At 69.1% G+C, this 15,944-nt stretch carries 13 protein-coding genes; 6 read left to right on the forward strand and 7 right to left on the reverse strand.

The features are described from left to right. Positions 1 to 5 precede the first annotated feature (5 nt). From AB3X08_RS10840 to AB3X08_RS10860, 5 genes are read right to left on the reverse strand one after another with little or no spacing between them, the layout of a single operon-like run. Positions 6 to 296 carry a hypothetical protein gene (locus AB3X08_RS10840; protein ID WP_369938199.1) on the reverse strand — a complete coding sequence of 97 codons (291 nt, stop codon included), beginning with the start codon at positions 294 to 296 and terminating at the stop codon, positions 6 to 8. Beyond that, positions 293 to 3,400, reverse strand: a complete 3,108-nt coding sequence (locus AB3X08_RS10845; RefSeq protein ID WP_369938200.1) for an efflux RND transporter permease subunit — start codon at positions 3,398 to 3,400, stop codon at positions 293 to 295. The genes AB3X08_RS10840 and AB3X08_RS10845 overlap by 4 nt, the downstream gene beginning before the upstream one ends. Beyond that, entirely contained in the window at positions 3,397 to 4,518 is a 1,122-nt protein-coding gene (locus tag AB3X08_RS10850) for an efflux RND transporter periplasmic adaptor subunit (RefSeq protein WP_369938202.1), read from the reverse strand. The genes AB3X08_RS10845 and AB3X08_RS10850 overlap by 4 nt, the downstream gene beginning before the upstream one ends. 18 nt (positions 4,519 to 4,536) lie before the next feature. Further along, positions 4,537 to 5,340 (reverse strand): MipA/OmpV family protein, encoded by an 804-nt coding sequence (locus AB3X08_RS10855; RefSeq protein ID WP_369938204.1) that lies wholly within the window; start codon positions 5,338 to 5,340, stop codon positions 4,537 to 4,539. Between the two features lie 23 nt (positions 5,341 to 5,363). Further along, positions 5,364 to 6,821: an efflux transporter outer membrane subunit gene (locus tag AB3X08_RS10860; RefSeq protein WP_369938206.1), complete on the reverse strand. Its 1,458-nt coding sequence runs from the start codon at positions 6,819 to 6,821 to the stop codon at positions 5,364 to 5,366. 113 nt (positions 6,822 to 6,934) lie between these two features. On the opposite strand from AB3X08_RS10860, the gene AB3X08_RS10865 reads away from it, so the two are divergent. The 6 genes from AB3X08_RS10865 (at position 6,935) to AB3X08_RS10890 (ending at position 14,215) form a co-directional block, all read left to right on the forward strand. After that, positions 6,935 to 7,624 carry a response regulator gene (locus AB3X08_RS10865; protein ID WP_369938208.1) on the forward strand — a complete coding sequence of 230 codons (690 nt, stop codon included), beginning with the start codon at positions 6,935 to 6,937 and terminating at the stop codon, positions 7,622 to 7,624. Next, positions 7,621 to 8,814, forward strand: coding sequence for a sensor histidine kinase (locus tag AB3X08_RS10870; RefSeq protein WP_369938211.1), 1,194 nt, complete (start codon positions 7,621 to 7,623; stop codon positions 8,812 to 8,814). The genes AB3X08_RS10865 and AB3X08_RS10870 overlap by 4 nt, the downstream gene beginning before the upstream one ends. A gap of 107 nt (positions 8,815 to 8,921) precedes the next feature. Further along, positions 8,922 to 9,605, forward strand: coding sequence for a TetR/AcrR family transcriptional regulator C-terminal domain-containing protein (locus AB3X08_RS10875; protein WP_369938213.1), 684 nt, complete (start codon positions 8,922 to 8,924; stop codon positions 9,603 to 9,605). A gap of 89 nt (positions 9,606 to 9,694) precedes the next feature. After that, positions 9,695 to 10,789 carry an efflux RND transporter periplasmic adaptor subunit gene (locus AB3X08_RS10880; protein WP_369938215.1) on the forward strand — a complete coding sequence of 365 codons (1,095 nt, stop codon included), beginning with the start codon at positions 9,695 to 9,697 and terminating at the stop codon, positions 10,787 to 10,789. Continuing rightward, positions 10,786 to 13,854: an efflux RND transporter permease subunit gene (locus tag AB3X08_RS10885; protein WP_369938217.1), complete on the forward strand. Its 3,069-nt coding sequence runs from the start codon at positions 10,786 to 10,788 to the stop codon at positions 13,852 to 13,854. The genes AB3X08_RS10880 and AB3X08_RS10885 overlap by 4 nt, the downstream gene beginning before the upstream one ends. A gap of 67 nt (positions 13,855 to 13,921) precedes the next feature. Next, entirely contained in the window at positions 13,922 to 14,215 is a 294-nt protein-coding gene (locus AB3X08_RS10890; protein WP_369938219.1) for a hypothetical protein, read from the forward strand. A 139-nt stretch (positions 14,216 to 14,354) separates the two neighbouring features. On the opposite strand, the gene AB3X08_RS10895 is transcribed toward AB3X08_RS10890, so the two are convergent. Next, positions 14,355 to 14,606, reverse strand: coding sequence for a hypothetical protein (locus tag AB3X08_RS10895; protein WP_369938221.1), 252 nt, complete (start codon positions 14,604 to 14,606; stop codon positions 14,355 to 14,357). After that, positions 14,603 to 15,940 (reverse strand): TFIIB-type zinc ribbon-containing protein, encoded by a 1,338-nt coding sequence (locus AB3X08_RS10900; RefSeq protein ID WP_369938222.1) that lies wholly within the window; start codon positions 15,938 to 15,940, stop codon positions 14,603 to 14,605. The genes AB3X08_RS10895 and AB3X08_RS10900 overlap by 4 nt, the downstream gene beginning before the upstream one ends. Between the last annotated feature and the right edge of the window lie 4 nt (positions 15,941 to 15,944).

Here is a 15,944-nt window from a genome sequence, read left to right on the forward strand (position 1 = left end):
GCCGATCAGGCGACCCACGCGCTCAGTGGCGCGTCGCTGCGCGGCTGGCGCTTGACCAACTGCAGCGCCGCCTGCAGCCACCGCTCGGCGGCCGTCGCCAGTTTGCGTTCCTGGGCTACGCCGTCGTTGTCGCGCAGTCGCTCTGCGCAGCGCTGCGGGTGGGCGTTGCAGGCGCATTCGTTCAGGCCGAGCACGCTGAGCGTTTCGATCGCCGCGGTGCTGAGCTGGCCACTGCCGAGCGGGTCGCCGCGCTTGGCCTGGATGTACTCGGCGGCGCTCACCGGTTTCAGCTTCACCGTGGCGCAGCCGCCACCGCCTCCGCCGCACGCGCTTCGCGGCGGCTTTCGCGCTGCGAGAACAGCAGGTCGTACAGCACCGGGATCACGCCCAGCGTGACCAGCGTGCCTAGCGCCAGGCCGCCGATCATGGTGATCGCCATGCCGGTCCACAGCGGTCCGGCGAACAGCATCAGCGGCACCAGGCCGACGATGCAGGTCAGCTTGGTCATCACGATCGGGCGCAGGCGCTTGACCGCTGCTGCGATCACCGCCTGGTGCCGGTCCAGGCCGTCGGCCAGTTCGGCGTCGATGCGCTCCAGCAACAGCACCGCGTTGTTGACGATGATGCCGGCCAGCGCGAGCAGGCCGAAGGTGGCCATGAAGCCGAACGGATAGCCGGTGAGCAGCAGCGCCAGCGCCGCGCCGATCAGCACGAAGGGAACGCTGGCGACGACGATCAACAGCTTGCGGAACGAGTTGAATTGCCAGATGAACAGCAGCAGGATCGCGCCCAGCGCATGCGGCATGTACTGCAGCAGGGCCTGGTTGGCCTCGGCCGAATCCTCCAGTTCCCCACCCATCTCGATCCGGTAGCCCGGCGGCAGGCGCAGCGCGGCGACCTTGTCGGCCAGCGCGGCGACAACCTCGTCGGTGGTCATGTTCGGGTTGTGCCCAGTGACGGTGATGGCGCGGCTCAGGTTGCGGCGCTGGATCGCCGAGGGTTCCGACGACAGCGCGATGTCCGCGATCGCCGCCAGCGGCACGGCAGCGCCGCCGGCCTGCGGATAGAGCAGGGTGGTGCCCGGATCGCTGGCCGCCGCCCGTTCGTCGGCGCCGCCGCTCAGCACGATCGGCACGTTGACGCTGTCGTCGCGGATCATCGAGGCATCGATGCCGCTGTAGCGCAGTTGCAGGGCCTGGGCGATATCGTCGCTGCCGATCCCGACGCGGCGCGCCTTGGCCTGATCCACGCGGACGTCGTAACGGGGAATGCGGATCTCCCAGTCGTCGCTGACGTCGATGGTGCCGGGCAACTGGCGCAGTGCCTGCGCGATCCCGGCGGCGATGCGCCGCAGCTGGGTTTCGTCCGACCCGACCACCCGATAGATCGCCACGCCGGATTCGGTCGAGCCCATCGAGAAGCGCTTGGGCTCGGCGCGCACGGCGGGGTAGCCCTGGCGGATGTGTTGGCGAACGCGGGCGATCAGCGCGTCGAGGTCGGTGCCGGGGCGCACGCTGACGGTGAAGTAGGCGATATTGGCGGCGGGCTGCGGCGGATTCAGGCCGAGCACGATGCGCGGCCCGCCGTCGGCGACGTAGCCGATGCTGTCCACGATCTCGGGGTTGCGCTTGCGATCGGCCAGCCAGTTGCTGATCGATTGCACGGTGCGCAGGGTCTGGCGCGCGTCGCTGCCCGGCTGCAGGGTCACCGGCATCTGGAACTGCAGGCGGTCGGACTTGGGCAGGAAGCTGTAGGGAATCGAGCCCAGGATGGTGGCCGCTCCCGCCAACAGCAGCAGCATGCTGCCCAGGAACAGCGCCTTGTGCCCGAGCAGGGTTTCGATGATGTGCCGGTAGCCGCGGTACAGCCTGGAATCGTAGTGGTCGGCAGCGCCGTCACCGTCGGCATGCGCGGTGCGGTGCGCTCGCGCGAAGTACATGCACAGCAGCGGGGTCACGGTGACGCTGAGCAGCCACGAGCCGAGCAGGGTCACCGCCAGCACGATCGCCAGCGAGCGCATGTATTCGTTGGTGCTGGTCTGGCCGAAGAAGAACGGCGAGAACGCGAGCACGATGACCAGCGAGGAGGTCAGCAACGGCAGTGCCAGGGTGCGCCCCGCGGCTTCGCAGGCGTGCCGGCGCTCTTCGCCGGCGGCCAGGCGGCGCTCGATGTCCTCGGCGATGACGATGCCGTTGTCCACCAGCAACCCCAGCGCCAGGATGATCGCGGCGATCGACACCGTCTGCAGCTCCACGCCCAGCGCACGCATCACGATCAGCGTACCGAGGATGGTCAGCGGCACAATCGCGCCGACGATCAGGCCGGTGCGCCAGCCCAGGAACAGCATCACCACCGCCATCACGATGAGCACGGTCTCGCCCATGACGTGGTGCATCTTGCCCATCTCGCGTTCGACCACGTCGGCCTGGAACGTGACCACGTGCTGCGAAAAGCCGACCGGCAGCATCCGCGCGGTCTCGCCGAGCTTCTGCCGCAATGCCTGGCCGACTTGCGCCACGTTGTAGCCGGGCGCCATCGACACCGCCACCACCACCGCCGGCTGGCCCTGGTAGATCGCGGCGCTGTCCGGCGGATCGGCCGGCATCAGTTCGACGCGGGCCAGCTGCGACAGCGGGATCTGGCGCGCGCCGTCGGCGCCGGGAGCGGAGATCAGCGTGTTGCGCAGCTCGCCCAGGGTGCGGATTTCGCCGGACGTGGTGACGGTCATCGCCAGCCCGGACGCAGCGATCTGGCCGCCGCTGGCGACCACGTTCTGGGTGCGCAGCTGTTGCGCGACCGCGCCGGGGGTCAGGCCGGCCTCGCTCAGCCGGGTCCGCTCGAAGGCGACATAGATGCGGTCCTCGCGCAGCCCGTGGAAGCTGACGCGTTCCACCCCGGGCACGGTGTACAGCTGTTCGCGCATCTGCCGCAGCGGCGCGCGCATTTCGCTGGTGGTGAAGCCGGGCGCGGTCACCGCGATGGAGGCGGTCGCGACACGGCCGAAATCGTCGTCGACGAACGGTCCTTGCGTGCCCGGCGGCAACTCGGCGCTGGCATCGGCGGCCTTGGTGCGTACCCGCTGCCACAGCGCGGGCAGGTCGTCGACGTCGTCGCGCGCGGTCAGCTGCACGATCGCGCTGCCCGGGCGCACCGTGGTGACGATCTTCTTGATGCCGGTCAGTTCGCGCAGGTGCTCTTCGAGCGGGCGCGCGATCATGTTCTCGACGCGCTCGCTGGGCATGCCGGGAAACGCGACCTGCACCAGCGCATCGCGCACGGTGACGCTGGGCTCCTCCTGCGATGGAAAGCCGAGAAAGGTGACGATGCCGCCGATCAGGATCAGCGCGGCGGTGACCAGCGCGAAGCGGCTGGACGCGAGGGTGGCGCGGGTCAGATTCATGGGCTGGCGGTGCCGGTCAGACGCGTTGCGGGCTGGAAGGGGACGACGGTCTGGCCGTCGCTGAGGAAGGCCGCGCCGGCGGCGACGATGCGTTCGCCGGCGTTGAGCCCCTGCCGCACCTGCACGCGGTCGCCTTCGGCATTCCCGACGACGATCTGGCGCCGGCGCACGCTGGCGTTGCTGGCCTGGTAGACGAACACCATCGGCTTGCCGTTGGCCATGCTCGGCACCAGCGCGCTGAGCGGGACGCTCAATGGCCGTGCCGCGTCGCGGGGCAGGGCCAGCAGCAGGTTCTCGCCGCTGCGTAAGCCGGCATCGGCGTCCGTGGCACTCTCGAACAGCGCCTGCACGGTGGCGCCGCCGTCCAGGCGATCGGACACGCTGCGCAGTCGCAACGGCAGCGCCTGCTCGGGCGCGCCGGCGCGATAAGCCGTCGCCGCCTGGCCGGGCTGCAGCGACACCGCCAATGCCGACGGCAGCGCGACCGTCACCTGCGCCCGTCCGCAGCCTTCCACCTGCAGCACCGGCTGGCCCGCGGCCACGTTGGCGTCGGGTTGCTGCAGTCGTGCCACCACGCTGCCGTCGAACGGCGCGCGCAGTTCGGCCTGGCGCAGGCCGCGGCGCGCCAGCGCCAGGTCCGATCGGGCGCTGCGCACGCGCGCCTGCGCGCCGGCGAAGGCGGTCTTGGCGGCGGTCAAGGTGGTGGCGGACGCGGCGCCGTCCTCGAACATGGCCTGCTGCTGGGCCAGTTGGGTCTGCTGCTGTTGCAGGTCGGCGGCAGCGATGCGGACGTTCGCTTCGGCCTGCTCGACGCGCAAGCGGTTCGGCTCCGGATCCAGCCGCGCCAAGACCTGGCCCTGGCGCACCGTGTCGCCGACATCCACCTCGACCGAGGCGATGCGGCCGCCGCCTTCGAAGCCGAGTTCGGCACGCTGCGCCTGGCGCACCTGGGCCACCAGGCGATCGTCGCCGCCGCCGCCGGCGCCGCTGCCGACGGCCTCCAGCTTCACCGCGCGCGGGGCTTCCGCGGGCGGCGCCGCGTCGCGGCTGCAGGCGGTCAACGACACTGCTGCCAGCGGCATGCAGGCGCAGAAGAACATCGCAAGACTCGGTTTCATAGGGGTGTCTGTGGCGGGTCAGAAGGTGTAGGTCACGGCGCCGATGGCGCTGGCGAAGGCGCGGCGCTGCACGATCGGGCTGCCGTCGGCGTTGTCGACGTAGCGCGTGCCGGCGACGGTCAGCGAGGTGCTCCAGTGCTTGGACAGGGCATGGTCCCAGTTGGCGCCGACCGAACAGGCATACAGGCCGGAGCCGGCGCTGTAGGCGGCAAACCGGCTATGTGCGCTCTGCGCATCGGTGACCCCGAAATAGGCCTGGTTGTAGCGGCGGTCGCCCCAGTGCGCGTCCAGGTTCATGGTCAGCGTGTCGCGGTCGTTCTGCAGCAGGGTGAACTTGGCGCCGGCGCGATAGGTGTTGCGGCGCGCATCGTCCTTCAGGGCGAACTCGGCTTCGGCATCCAGCATCAGATACGGGGTGAACTGCTGCGCGATCATGGTGCGGCTGGTGATCGAACCCGGCACGCCGCCCATGCCGGCCAGGGTTCTGGAACCGGGACGCCAGTTGCTGTTGCGGTCCAGCCGGCCCAGGTCGTAGCCGAACGACTGGCTGACGTAGAAGCCGCCATCGCTCTGGAATTGCGCGCCGAGGCCACGCACGCTGTCGAAGAACAGCAGGCCGCTCTGTGCGGCGATCACCGGCGCGAATAGCACGCGGTCGTCCTTGGAGCCGAAGTAGCGCGGCGCCGCCACGGCGGCGGCGCCGACGCTGAGTTCGGTCTGGTGGCCGAACAGGCGGAAGCCGGAGGCGTCCGCATCGGCGGCGTGGGCCGCCAACGGCGATACGGCGCAGGCCAGGAGCGGGAACAACGCGATGGTCTTCATGAGCGGTCTCTTCGACGTGGGGATCAGGAGGCGTGCGGCAGATGCACGCCATAGAACGCGCGGAACAGCGCGATGCGGTTGAGGAGCAGTTCCTGGCGGGCCTGCAGGTGATCCAGTGCGGCCTGCTCGGCGGCGATGCGTTCGCCGAGCAGTGCCGGGCGATCCTGCAGGCCCTGCGCGACGCGCCGTTCCATGCGCTGGATGCGTTGCTGTTCGCGATCGCGGTTGGTGCGTTCGCGCTGTTCGCGTTGCTGCAGGACCGGGCCGGCGTCGAGGGCGTCGGCCACCTCGCGGAATGCGGATTCGATCGCTTTCTCGTAGTCGGCGATGCCGGCCTGCTTGCGCAGCTGGGCGATGTCCAGATTCGCCTGATTGCGGCCGAAATCGAAGATCGGCATGGTCAGTTGCGGCACGAAGCTCCAGGTGCGGCTGCCGGCGGTGAACAGGCCGCTGAGCACGTCGCTGGCGGTTCCCAGCGACGTGCTCAGCCTGATCGACGGGAAGAACGCGGCACGCGCGGCGCCGATGTCGGCATTGCGCGCGCGCAATTCGGCTTCGGCCTGCTGGATGTCCGGGCGCTGCAGCAACACCGCCGAGTCCAGGTCGCGCAGCGCCATCGTGTCTGGATTGGTCGGCAATAGCGCCTCGATGCTGCCGGCGCTAGCCGCCGCGTCGTAGCCGGCGACCAGTTGCAGGGCGCGGCGCGCGGCGGCATGGTCGCTGGCCGCCTGCATCGCGCGGACCCGCGCCTGGTCGGCCTGGTGGCGCTGGCGGTCGAGCGCGTCGCTGGAGATCAGCCCGACATCGTGCTGGTCGTCGGCGACTGCCAACAGTGCGTTGCTGTCGTCGGCGATGGCCTGGAAACGCGTCTGCGCCTGGGCGGCGGCGCGTTCCAGCGTGTAGGTCCGCAATACTTCGGCCACCAGCGCGCCGCGCGCGGCCAGCTGCCCGGCGCTGGACGCCAGATAGCGCTGCTGCGCGGCAGCGGACAACGCGGCCAGCTTGCCGAACAGGTCCAGTTCGAAGTTATCGATGCCGACCGCTGCGGTGACCAGCTTCTGCCCGTAGCGCTCCTGCTGCCGCGCATCGTCATAGCTCTGTCGGGCCTGCTGCGCGTCGATACCGAGTTGCGGCATCTGTTGCGCGCGCTCGATCCGGTATTGCGCACGGGCCTGCTGCACTTGCAGGACGGTGTTGCGGAAATCCGGATTGTGCGCGAGCGCCTGCTGCACCAGCGGCGCGAGGTCGTGGTCCGGCGAGAAGTCGTGCAGAAACCGCTGTTCCTGCTCCGACAAAGCCACTGCGGCGACCGCGCTCGCCTGTGGTGCCGGCGTGGCAGATACGCCGCCCAGCGTGCTCGGTACGGTGGCCTGGGGGCGCTCGTAGACCGGTGCCAAGGCGCAGCCACCGAGCAGTACCGCCAGCGCGGCGGCGAGGAGGCGAGGGCGGTACGGGCGCTTGCCTGCGGACGATACAATCATGGGGGTCGGTCGGGGTGGCCAATCTCGAGTGATAGAGTCGGCCGGCGAGTTCAAGCTGGCTTTCAGGAATCTTCAAGATTTCGTCAAGACGCGCGACAAGGGCGGCACAAGACATGAGTTCCAAGAAGATTCTTGTCGTCGAGGACGACGCCGACAGCGCCAGCATCCTCGAGGCCTATCTGCGCCGCGACGGGTTCGACGTGGCCATCGCCAGCGACGGCGAACGTGCGATCCAGCTGCATGCGCAGTGGAGACCGGATCTGGTGCTGCTGGACGTGATGCTGCCCAAGCTGAGCGGCACCGAAGTGCTGTCGACGATCCGCCGCAGCAGCGACACCCCGGTGATCATGGTGACCGCGATGGGCGACGAGCCGGAAAAGCTCGGCGCGCTGCGCTACGGGGCCGACGACTATGTGGTCAAGCCCTACAGCCCGAAGGAAGTGGTCGCGCGCGTGTACGCGGTGCTGCGCCGCGCCGGGCCGGCCAGGACCAGCGAGGAGCCGCTGAAATACGAACGGCTCACCGTGGACACCAACGCGGTGCTGGCCACGGTGCAGGACGCCAACGGCCACGACGTACCGCTGGACCTGACCCCGACCGAATTCAACATCCTGGCCACCTTGCTGAAGACGCCGTTCAAGGCCTACACGCGCAGCGAACTGCTGGAAATCTGCCTGCCGGACAGCGATGCGCTGGAGCGGGTGGTGGACGCCCATGTGCACAACCTGCGCAAGAAGCTGGAAGGCGAGCGCATCACCGGCGTGCTGGTGACGGTGCGCGCGATCGGCTACCGCTTCCGATGAAATGGACCTGGCCATTCGCGCGCCGCGATGCGCACGCGCCGCTGTGGCAATGGGTCGGCCTGCGCATGAGCGCGCTGGCGGTGGTCACGGTGCTGGTGATCGCGTTCGGCATGTGGTTGCGTTTCGCGATCTGGGATATCGCCACCCTGTCCAAGCTGCCGCCGGCCGCGCGGCAGGACATGCTGGCGCTGCGCGAGGACCCGCACAGCAATGCACAGCGCCTGTGGCAACTGTTCGAGCGCTATTACGACGTCGCCGACTTCCTGCCGGGATTGGCCAATCGCGACTGGTTGCTGCTGGCGGCCTTGTTGGTCGCCTCGATCCCGGTCATCGTGGTATGCGGACTGCTGGCATCGCGGCCGTTGTCGCGCCAGTTTTCCCAGGTGGCGGAGGCGGCTCGGCGCATCAGCGATGGCGACTTTTCCGCGCGCGCCGAGGTGATTCCCTCCGCGCCGGACGAACTCGCCAGTTTCGCGATGGACTTCAACGGCATGACCGCGCAGCTGCAGCGGTACGAGCGCGAGGTGCGCGATTCCAGCGCGATGCTGGCGCACGAGCTGCGCACGCCGTTGAACGCGGCGATGGGCCGGGTGCAGGGCATGCTGGACCAGGTGTTCCCGTGTAGCGACGAACAGCTGCTGATGGTCCACCGGCAGCTGGAACAGATCAACCGCCTGGTCGGCGACCTGCATCTGCTGTCGATGGCGCGTGCCAATCAGCTGATGCTGGAGCCGCACACCTTTCCGATCGACGTGCTGATCCGCGAGCGCCTGGCCTGGCTGGCGCAGTCGCTGCAGGCGGCGCAGATGGAGGTGGAGGTACGGGTGCCGGGCGGCGTGGCGATCAGCGCCGACCGCGACCGCATCGGCCAAGTGCTGTCGGTGCTGATCGACAACGCGCTGCGCTATGCCGCGTCCGGCAAGCGCCTGCTGATCGAAGTGAGCACCGAGGGCAACGACATGCTGATCTGCGTCTGCGACCGCGGGCCGGGCGTGGCGCCGGACCTGTTGCCGCAGATGGTCGATCGCTTCTGGCGCGCCGAGGATTCGCGTGCCCGGCACTCGGGCGGCAGCGGCCTGGGCCTGTCCATCGCTGCGGCGATCTGCCATGCCCACGACGGCGCACTGGAATTCGGCAACCGCGAAGGCGGCGGGCTGTGCGCGCGGGTGCGGTTGCCGCGGGGAGCATAGATCGCAACCGGCGGCTCGGGACGCTGCGTCGACCGGCCGGGGGAGCGCGCCTTGTCCACGCACTCTAACACTGTTAGATTTCGCCAACTAACAGCGTTAGGGTACGCATGCGCAAGTCTCTCGGGCGCGAACAGATCGTCGACGCGGCCTTCCAGCTCCTGGACGAGGCCGGCATCGAAGGCGTGAGCCTGCGCAAGGTGGCCTGCCAGTTGGGCATCCGCGCGCCGTCGCTGTATTGGCACTTCAAGAGCAAGCAGGCCTTGATCGACGCCATGGCCGATGCCTTGATCGAGCAGGTGGCCCGCGACGTTCCTGCCGGCCAACCGTGGCGGGCGACCCTGCTGCAGGTCGCGCATGAGTTCCGATCCGGCCTCAAGGCGCACCGCGACGGCGCGCGCGTCTATGCCGGCACCTACATCGCAAGCGAGAACGTGCTGCGCGTCGGCGAGGCCATGATCAAGGCCTTGGCCGAGGCCGGCGCGCCCATCGGCTTCGCCGCCACTGCGGCGATGGACCTGGCCTATTACGTCATGGGTTTCGTCATCGAGGAACAGGCGCTGCCCGACTATGGCCACGTCGAGGACGTGGGCAAAGCGTTCCTGGCGTTGTCGCAGGCGCGCTTTCCCTATTGCTGGCAGGCCAGGCATGTGATGACCGAGCCGGATTTCGATCGGCGTTTCGACCAGGGCCTGGGATGGTTGCTGGGCGGCATCGAGCACTGGCTGGCCCAGGCCGACGCACAACGCGACCAGCACGGAGCTGCCCAGGCGCGCACTGCAGCTGCTTCATGACCGCCATCGCATCCCGCTTCTCCTCCCGCCAGCCATCGCCAGCGTCCACTCTTCCAGCGTCCGTCCACTACGGGCTACAGGCGTCCTCCATGCGTATCCACCTCCTGCGGTGTTCCTCCCTGATCCTGATCGGCGCGCTGCTGTCGGCCTGCGGCGGCGCGGACAAGAAGCCCGACGAGGCGGGCACCGCGTCCGCGCTCGCGGTCACCGTGGCGGCCGCGCAGACGCAGACGCTGGCACGCACGGTGGTCGTGTCCGGCCCGGTCTCGGCCTACGAGGAAATGCAGCTCGGGGTCGAACTGTCGGGCCAGCGGGTGACGGCGTTGAAGGTGGACGTGGGCGAATGGGTCAAGCAGGGCCAGGTGCTGCTGGAACTGGACCATCGCACCCTGGACAGCGAACTGGCGCAGGCGGACGCCGCGCTGCACCAGGCGCAGACCGCGCAGGAGCTGGCGCGGCTCAACTACGAACGCGGCGCGAAGCTGGCCGCCGAGCGGCTGGTCAGCGCCAGCAGCCTGGACGAATTGCGCGCCACACGCGTGGACGCCGAAGCGCAGACCGCCACCGCCCGCGCCAGGCGCCAGGCGGCGCAACTGCAGCGCGACTTCGCGCAATTGCGCGCGCCTGCCGACGGGGTGATCTCCAAGCGTCTCGTACAAGCGGGGCAGGTGGTCGCGGCAGGCAACGAACTGCTGCGCTTGATCCGCGATGGCAGGCTGGAATGGCGTGCGGAACTGTCCGAGGAGCAGCTCGCCGGTGTGGCCGTTGGCAACCCCGTCGAGCTGCCGTATGCCGGGCAGACCATCGCCGGCCGCATCCGCGCGGTCAGCCCCGGCGTCGATGCGCAGACGCGCACCGGCACGATCTATGCGGATCTGCCCGCGCCCGGCCCGCTCAAGCAGGGCATCTATGTGGAAGGGCGCATCGTCACCGGCGATGGTCGGGCGCTGACCATTCCCAGTGCCGCGATCGTGCAGCGCGACGGCCACAGCTATGTGTTCACCGTGGATGCCAAGCAGCACGCGCAGCGCCGGCGCGTGCGCAGCGGCCAGACCATGCAGGGGCGTACCGAGATCGTGGAAGGATTGAAGGAGGGCGACCGGGTGGTGGTGGACGGCGCCGGTTTCCTCGGCGAGGGCGACCGCGTGCGCGTGGTCGCCGATGCGAAGGCGGCCGCGCGATGAATATCTCCGCCTGGGCGATCAACCGCCCGCTGCCCGCGATCCTGGTCTTTTTCGTGCTGTGCGTGGCCGGCCTGTGGGGCTTCCACCAATTGCCGGTGGCGCGTTTTCCGGATATCGCCTTTCCGATGACCACGGTCACGGTCACCCAGCCGGGCGCCTCGCCCAGCCAGCTGGAAGCCGAGGTCACGCGCAAGATCGAGGATTCCGTGGCCACGGTGACCAACGTCAAGCGGGTGATGTCCACCGTCAGCGAAGGCGTCAGCACCACCACCATCGAATTCCAGCTCGAGGCCGACCTGGCCACCGCGCTGGACGACACGCGCGATGCGGTGACGCGCATCCGCACCGACCTGCCGCAGGACATCCAGGAACCGGTGATCTCCAAGGTCGACATCGGCGGTTCGCTGATGACCTACGCACTGGTGGCGCCGAAGATGACCCCGGACGAAGCCAGCTGGTTCGTCGATCGCGAGATCGCACGCGCCATGTACGGCGTGCCGGGCGTGGCCCGGGTCACCCGGGTGGGCGGCGTGCAGCGCCAGGTGCGCGTGGATCTGGACCCCAACGCCTTGCTCGCCTTCGGTATCACCGCCGGTGATGTGTCCAAGCAGCTGGCGCAGATCCAGGTGGAGCGGGCAGGCGGCAAGGCCGAACTCGGCGGCGCGCAGCAGACCATCCGCACCCTGGGCACGGTGGGCGATGCGCAGGCCCTGCGCGATTTCTCGATCAGCCTGCCCGACGGGCGCGCGGCCCGCCTGTCCACGCTGGCGCGGATCACCGACGCCGCCGCCGATCCCGCCGAAGCGGCCTTGCTGGACGGGCGCGACGTGGTCGCGTTCTCCATGTCGCGTACCCGCGGCTCCAGCGAGATCAAGGTGGAGGCGGGCGTGCACAAGGCGCTGGACGACATCAAGGCCGCGCATCCGGGAATCGACTTCCGCCTGGTCACCACCGCCATCGACGAGACCCACCGCTCCTACGAATCGTCGATGACCATGCTCTACGAAGGCGCCGCGCTGGCACTGCTGGTGGTGTGGCTGTTCCTGCGCAACTGGCGCGCGACCTGGGTCTCGGCGCTGGCGCTGCCGCTGTCGATCATTCCCACGTTCGCGGTGATGCATCTGTTCGGTTTCACCTTGAACATGATCACCTTGCTGGCGCTGTCGGTGGTGGTCGGCATCCTGGTCGACGACGCCATCGTGGAAATCGAGAACATCGTGCGCCATCTGCGCATGGGCAAGCCGCCGCTGGAAGCGGCGCGCGACGCGGCCGGCGAGATCGGCAACGCGGTGATCGCCACCTCGCTGACCCTGGCCGCGGTGTTCGTGCCGGTGGCGTTCATGCCCGGCATCGCCGGCAAGTTCTTCCGCGAATTCGGCTGGACCGCGGCCACCGCGGTGCTGTTCTCTCTGCTGGTGGCGCGCCTGCTGACGCCGATGATGGCGGCCTACCTGCTCAAGCCGCATGGCGAAGAGCAGACCGACTCGCGGCTGATGCGCTGGTACCTGGGCTGGGTCGACGCGGCGCTGCGCCATCGCGCGCGCACCCTGTGGATCGCCACCGGCCTGTTCGCCGCCTCGCTGGCGCTGGTGCCGCTGATCCCGGCCACCTTCATCCCGCAATCGGACCTGGGCCGCAGCAACTTGAACCTGGAGCTGCCGCCCGGCACCCGGCTGCAGGAAACCGTCGCCGTCGCCGAGCATGCGCGCGCATTGCTCAAGGACATTCCCGAACTCAAGCAGGTCTACACCGCGGTCGGCAGCGTGCTGGATCTCGGCGATCCGAACGCCACCGGCGTGGGCGAGCCGCGCAAGGCCACGCTGGTGCTGGATTGGGGCGTTGCCGACCACCGCGAGCGCGACCAGCGCGTGCTCGAGCGCGATGCGCGCGCGCGGCTGGCGGACATGCCCGGGGTGCGCGTGAGCTATGTGAGTTCGGAACCGGGCAACCTGTTGCAGCTGGTGCTGGCCGGCGACGACCCGCAGCACCTGCAGGATGCCGCCACCGCGCTGGAGCGCGACCTGCGCGGCATCGCGGGACTGGGCAGCGTCACTTCCACCGCGTCGCTGCTGCGGCCCGAGATCCAGATCGTGCCCGACTCGGCGCGGGCGGCGGACATGGGCGTGGCCACGGCCACCATCGCCGAGGCCGCGCGCATCGCCACCGCCGGCGACTACGAGCAGCGCCTGGCCAAGCTCAATCTGCCCGACCGCCAGGTCCCGATCCGGGTCGGCTTCAGCGAAGCCACCCTCGCCAATCCGGCCCTGATCGGCCAGCTGCGCGTGCCGGGCCGCTACGGGCCGGTGCCGCTGGCCGCGGTGGCGGAGATCCGTATGGGCAGCGGCCCGTCGCAGATCTCGCGCTACCAGCGCCAGCGCAACGTCACCCTCACCGCCGAGCTCAACGGCCGCCCGCTGGGCGAAGTGATGGAGCAGGTGCAGCAGCTGCCCAGCGTGAAGCAGTTGCCGCCGGGGGTCAGCTTCCTCAACACCGGCGACGCCGAAGTGTTCGTGGAGCTGTTCGTCGGCTTCATGCTGGCGATGGCCGCCGGCCTGGTCTGCATCTACATGGTGCTGTTGCTGCTGTTCAACCACGCGCTGATGCCGATCACCATCCTGGTCGCGGTGCCGCTGTGCGCCGGCGGCGCGTTCGGGGCCCTGCTGCTGACCCAGAACATGCTGTCGCTGCCGGCGCTGATCGGTTTGCTGATGCTGATCGGCATCGCCACCAAGAACTCGATCCTGCTGGTGGACTACGCGGTGATGGCCGAGGACGAACACGGCATGAGCCAGCACGACGCACTGATCGACGCCTGTCGCAAGCGCGCCCAGCCCATCGTCATGACCACCCTGGCGATGGGCGCGGGCATGATGCCGATCGCGCTGGGCTTCTCCGGCGATTCCAGCTTCCGCGCACCGATGGCGATCGCGGTGATCGGCGGTCTGATCACCTCCACGCTGCTGAGCCTGATCGTGATCCCGGCTGCGTTCACCCTGGTCGACGACCTCGGCGAGTGGATGTCGCGGCGCTTCCGCCACCGGTCGTCGCATTCGGCTGCCGGTTGAGCGTGTGGCCCCGGCGCGCTGCGCGCGCTCGCGTTCGCGCGGCGCACGACGTCGGTGCGCCCCGCGGTTGCAACAGTGGCCGATCGTGGCGGATTTGGCGGTAAAGTTGTGCCTGGCCGGGCAACCGGCCAACCTGGATTTCCACGACCGGACAATCGCATTGACTGCCAAGCGCCACGCCGGCCCGACCGGCACGACCCGTTCACAGTGGCTGGAGATCGAGCGCGCCGCTGCAGAAGAACTGCAGCGCCGCACCGACGCAGCGCACGCGGCGATCCTCGAATTGCTTCGGCGCCATGCCCAGGAGTTCAGCCCGCGGCAGATCGCGGGGCTTCGGCGGCGCTTGCGCAAAGGGCGTTGAGCGGCTGGCACGGGCGGGACCGATCGGCGCGGAACGTCGCGCGCCGCATGGATGGTCGCATCACGGCGCCAGAGCACCGGCCGCACATCGGCACGCTTGCTGGCTGCCTGGCGTGGCGCGGCATGGATCCGGACCGCGCCTAGCCGGTGTCGCGTTGCACCCGTGCCCGATAGTCGTGCACATTGTCGCCGCTGATGTGCCGGGCCCGGGTTCCCGTCACCGTGCCGACCTTGCGGTCCGAACCGGTCACCGGCTTGGCCTCGACGCGCGTCTCCCGCTCGAAGGCATGCGATTTGTCGGTGTTGCGGTAATACCGGTACAGCGCCCAGTACAACGCGCTCGCCCCGGCCGGGCCGGCCAGCAGCAACCAGATTCCATTGTCGTCGCTCATGAGGTGGTCACCAGGATCCAGAGGACGATGGCTTCGATGACGCTGCCGGCAGTGAGCGCGGCCAGCAGCAGCTTCCACTGCTGCACTGGCACGCTGCCCATGGTTTCGCCGGTGCGGCCGTTCACCGCGATGTAGTGCAGCATGCCGCCGTTGCGGCCGGGCTCGTGGTACGAGTACAGCCACACCGGCAGATACATCGACACCCAGCGCGTGCCGTGGACCTCGAGCCGCTCCTGCTCCCAGCGCACGCCGCGGTCGTAGCGGTCGACGGAGTCTTCGACCTGTGCGCGGGCGATCGACAGCAGCTGGTCTTCCAGCCGCGGCCGCAGGTGCTCGACGTCGCGGTTGCGCTTTTCCGAGGTGAAGCCTGCCAGGTACGACGCATTCCACTGCACCGCGTTCTTGGTGTCGAACGGCAGGATGGTGTTGATGATGTTGTTGGTGTTGGCCTGGGCGTCCAGGTTGCCGCGTTCGGAGGACGATTCCAGCGGCAGGTCGTCCACGGTGAAATCCACGTGCCGTTCCACCTGGTACACGTCGGCGTCGTAGTACGTGGTCTTGTTCTTCTCGGTGGCGCGCGTGTACTCGCGGGTCTTGATCTCGCCCTTGCCGGCCACGCTGGCGCTCACGTTGCCGTCGACGATCATGTAGGGCAGGAAAACCCCGACCACATTCTCCGGCGTGAACTGCTCCTTGAAGGCCTTCAGCGCGAACAGACGACGCTTGTCCACGAACTGGCGGATGCGCGCGACCGCGTCCTCCTTCTTGATGTGGAAGGGCAGCACCGCATCGGGCACCGCGCCGTTGGCGACCTGCTCGTTGACGCCGAACACATGCCGGCACCAGTGGCAGCGTGCAGTCATCGTGCTCTCGGTGTTGACCGTGACCTCGGCACCGCAGCCGCTGCACTTGAAGCTCATCAAGCTGGCGGCGTCGGCGGCGATGTCGCGCGCGCCGGAGGCGATGACCGTGCCGCGCAGCTCGCCGATGCCTGCGCCGAACCCGAATACTTCCTCGACCCGCGCGCCATGCCATTCGTTGCGGCAGTACTGGCAGACCAGCAGGTCGGTGCCGAGCTTGGGGCGGATGTCGGTGGCGCCGCATTTCGGGCAGCGGTTGAGGCCGTCCTTCAGCTCCTGGGCCGCGGTATCGATGGCGAGCGGATCGGGCGCCTGTAGTTCGTCGCGGATCGGAGCGGGCAGGGTGGCCGGATCGAGCGGAAAACTGCCGGGCAGCGGCGGCACGTCCTGCGGCGATCCGGGTCCGGTCGCTGCCGCCGCAGGCAAGGGCGGTGGCACCGGCGGCAGCGGTGGCGGGGTTCTGGAGTCGGACATGAGC

It is taken from the genome of Xanthomonas sp. DAR 34887 (assembly GCF_041245805.1).
In the GTDB taxonomy this organism is placed as follows: Bacteria; Pseudomonadota; Gammaproteobacteria; order Xanthomonadales; family Xanthomonadaceae; genus Xanthomonas_A; species Xanthomonas_A tesorieronis.

Bases quoted from the DNA above. Each gene is read 5' to 3' on its own strand.
- AB3X08_RS10880 (WP_369938215.1), top strand. From the start codon at position 9,695: ATGCGTATCCACCTCCTGCGGTGTTCCTCCCTGATCCTGATCGGCGCG.
- AB3X08_RS10895 (WP_369938221.1), bottom strand. From the start codon at position 14,606: ATGAGCGACGACAATGGAATCTGGTTGCTGCTGGCCGGCCCGGCCGGG.
- AB3X08_RS10865 (WP_369938208.1), top strand. From the start codon at position 6,935: ATGAGTTCCAAGAAGATTCTTGTCGTCGAGGACGACGCCGACAGCGCC.
- AB3X08_RS10885 (WP_369938217.1), top strand. From the start codon at position 10,786: ATGAATATCTCCGCCTGGGCGATCAACCGCCCGCTGCCCGCGATCCTG.
- AB3X08_RS10845 (WP_369938200.1), bottom strand. From the start codon at position 3,400: ATGAATCTGACCCGCGCCACCCTCGCGTCCAGCCGCTTCGCGCTGGTC.
- AB3X08_RS10860 (WP_369938206.1), bottom strand. From the start codon at position 6,821: ATGATTGTATCGTCCGCAGGCAAGCGCCCGTACCGCCCTCGCCTCCTC.
- AB3X08_RS10855 (WP_369938204.1), bottom strand. From the start codon at position 5,340: ATGAAGACCATCGCGTTGTTCCCGCTCCTGGCCTGCGCCGTATCGCCG.
- AB3X08_RS10870 (WP_369938211.1), top strand. From the start codon at position 7,621: ATGAAATGGACCTGGCCATTCGCGCGCCGCGATGCGCACGCGCCGCTG.
- AB3X08_RS10875 (WP_369938213.1), top strand. From the start codon at position 8,922: ATGCGCAAGTCTCTCGGGCGCGAACAGATCGTCGACGCGGCCTTCCAG.
- AB3X08_RS10900 (WP_369938222.1), bottom strand. From the start codon at position 15,940: ATGTCCGACTCCAGAACCCCGCCACCGCTGCCGCCGGTGCCACCGCCC.
- AB3X08_RS10850 (WP_369938202.1), bottom strand. From the start codon at position 4,518: ATGAAACCGAGTCTTGCGATGTTCTTCTGCGCCTGCATGCCGCTGGCA.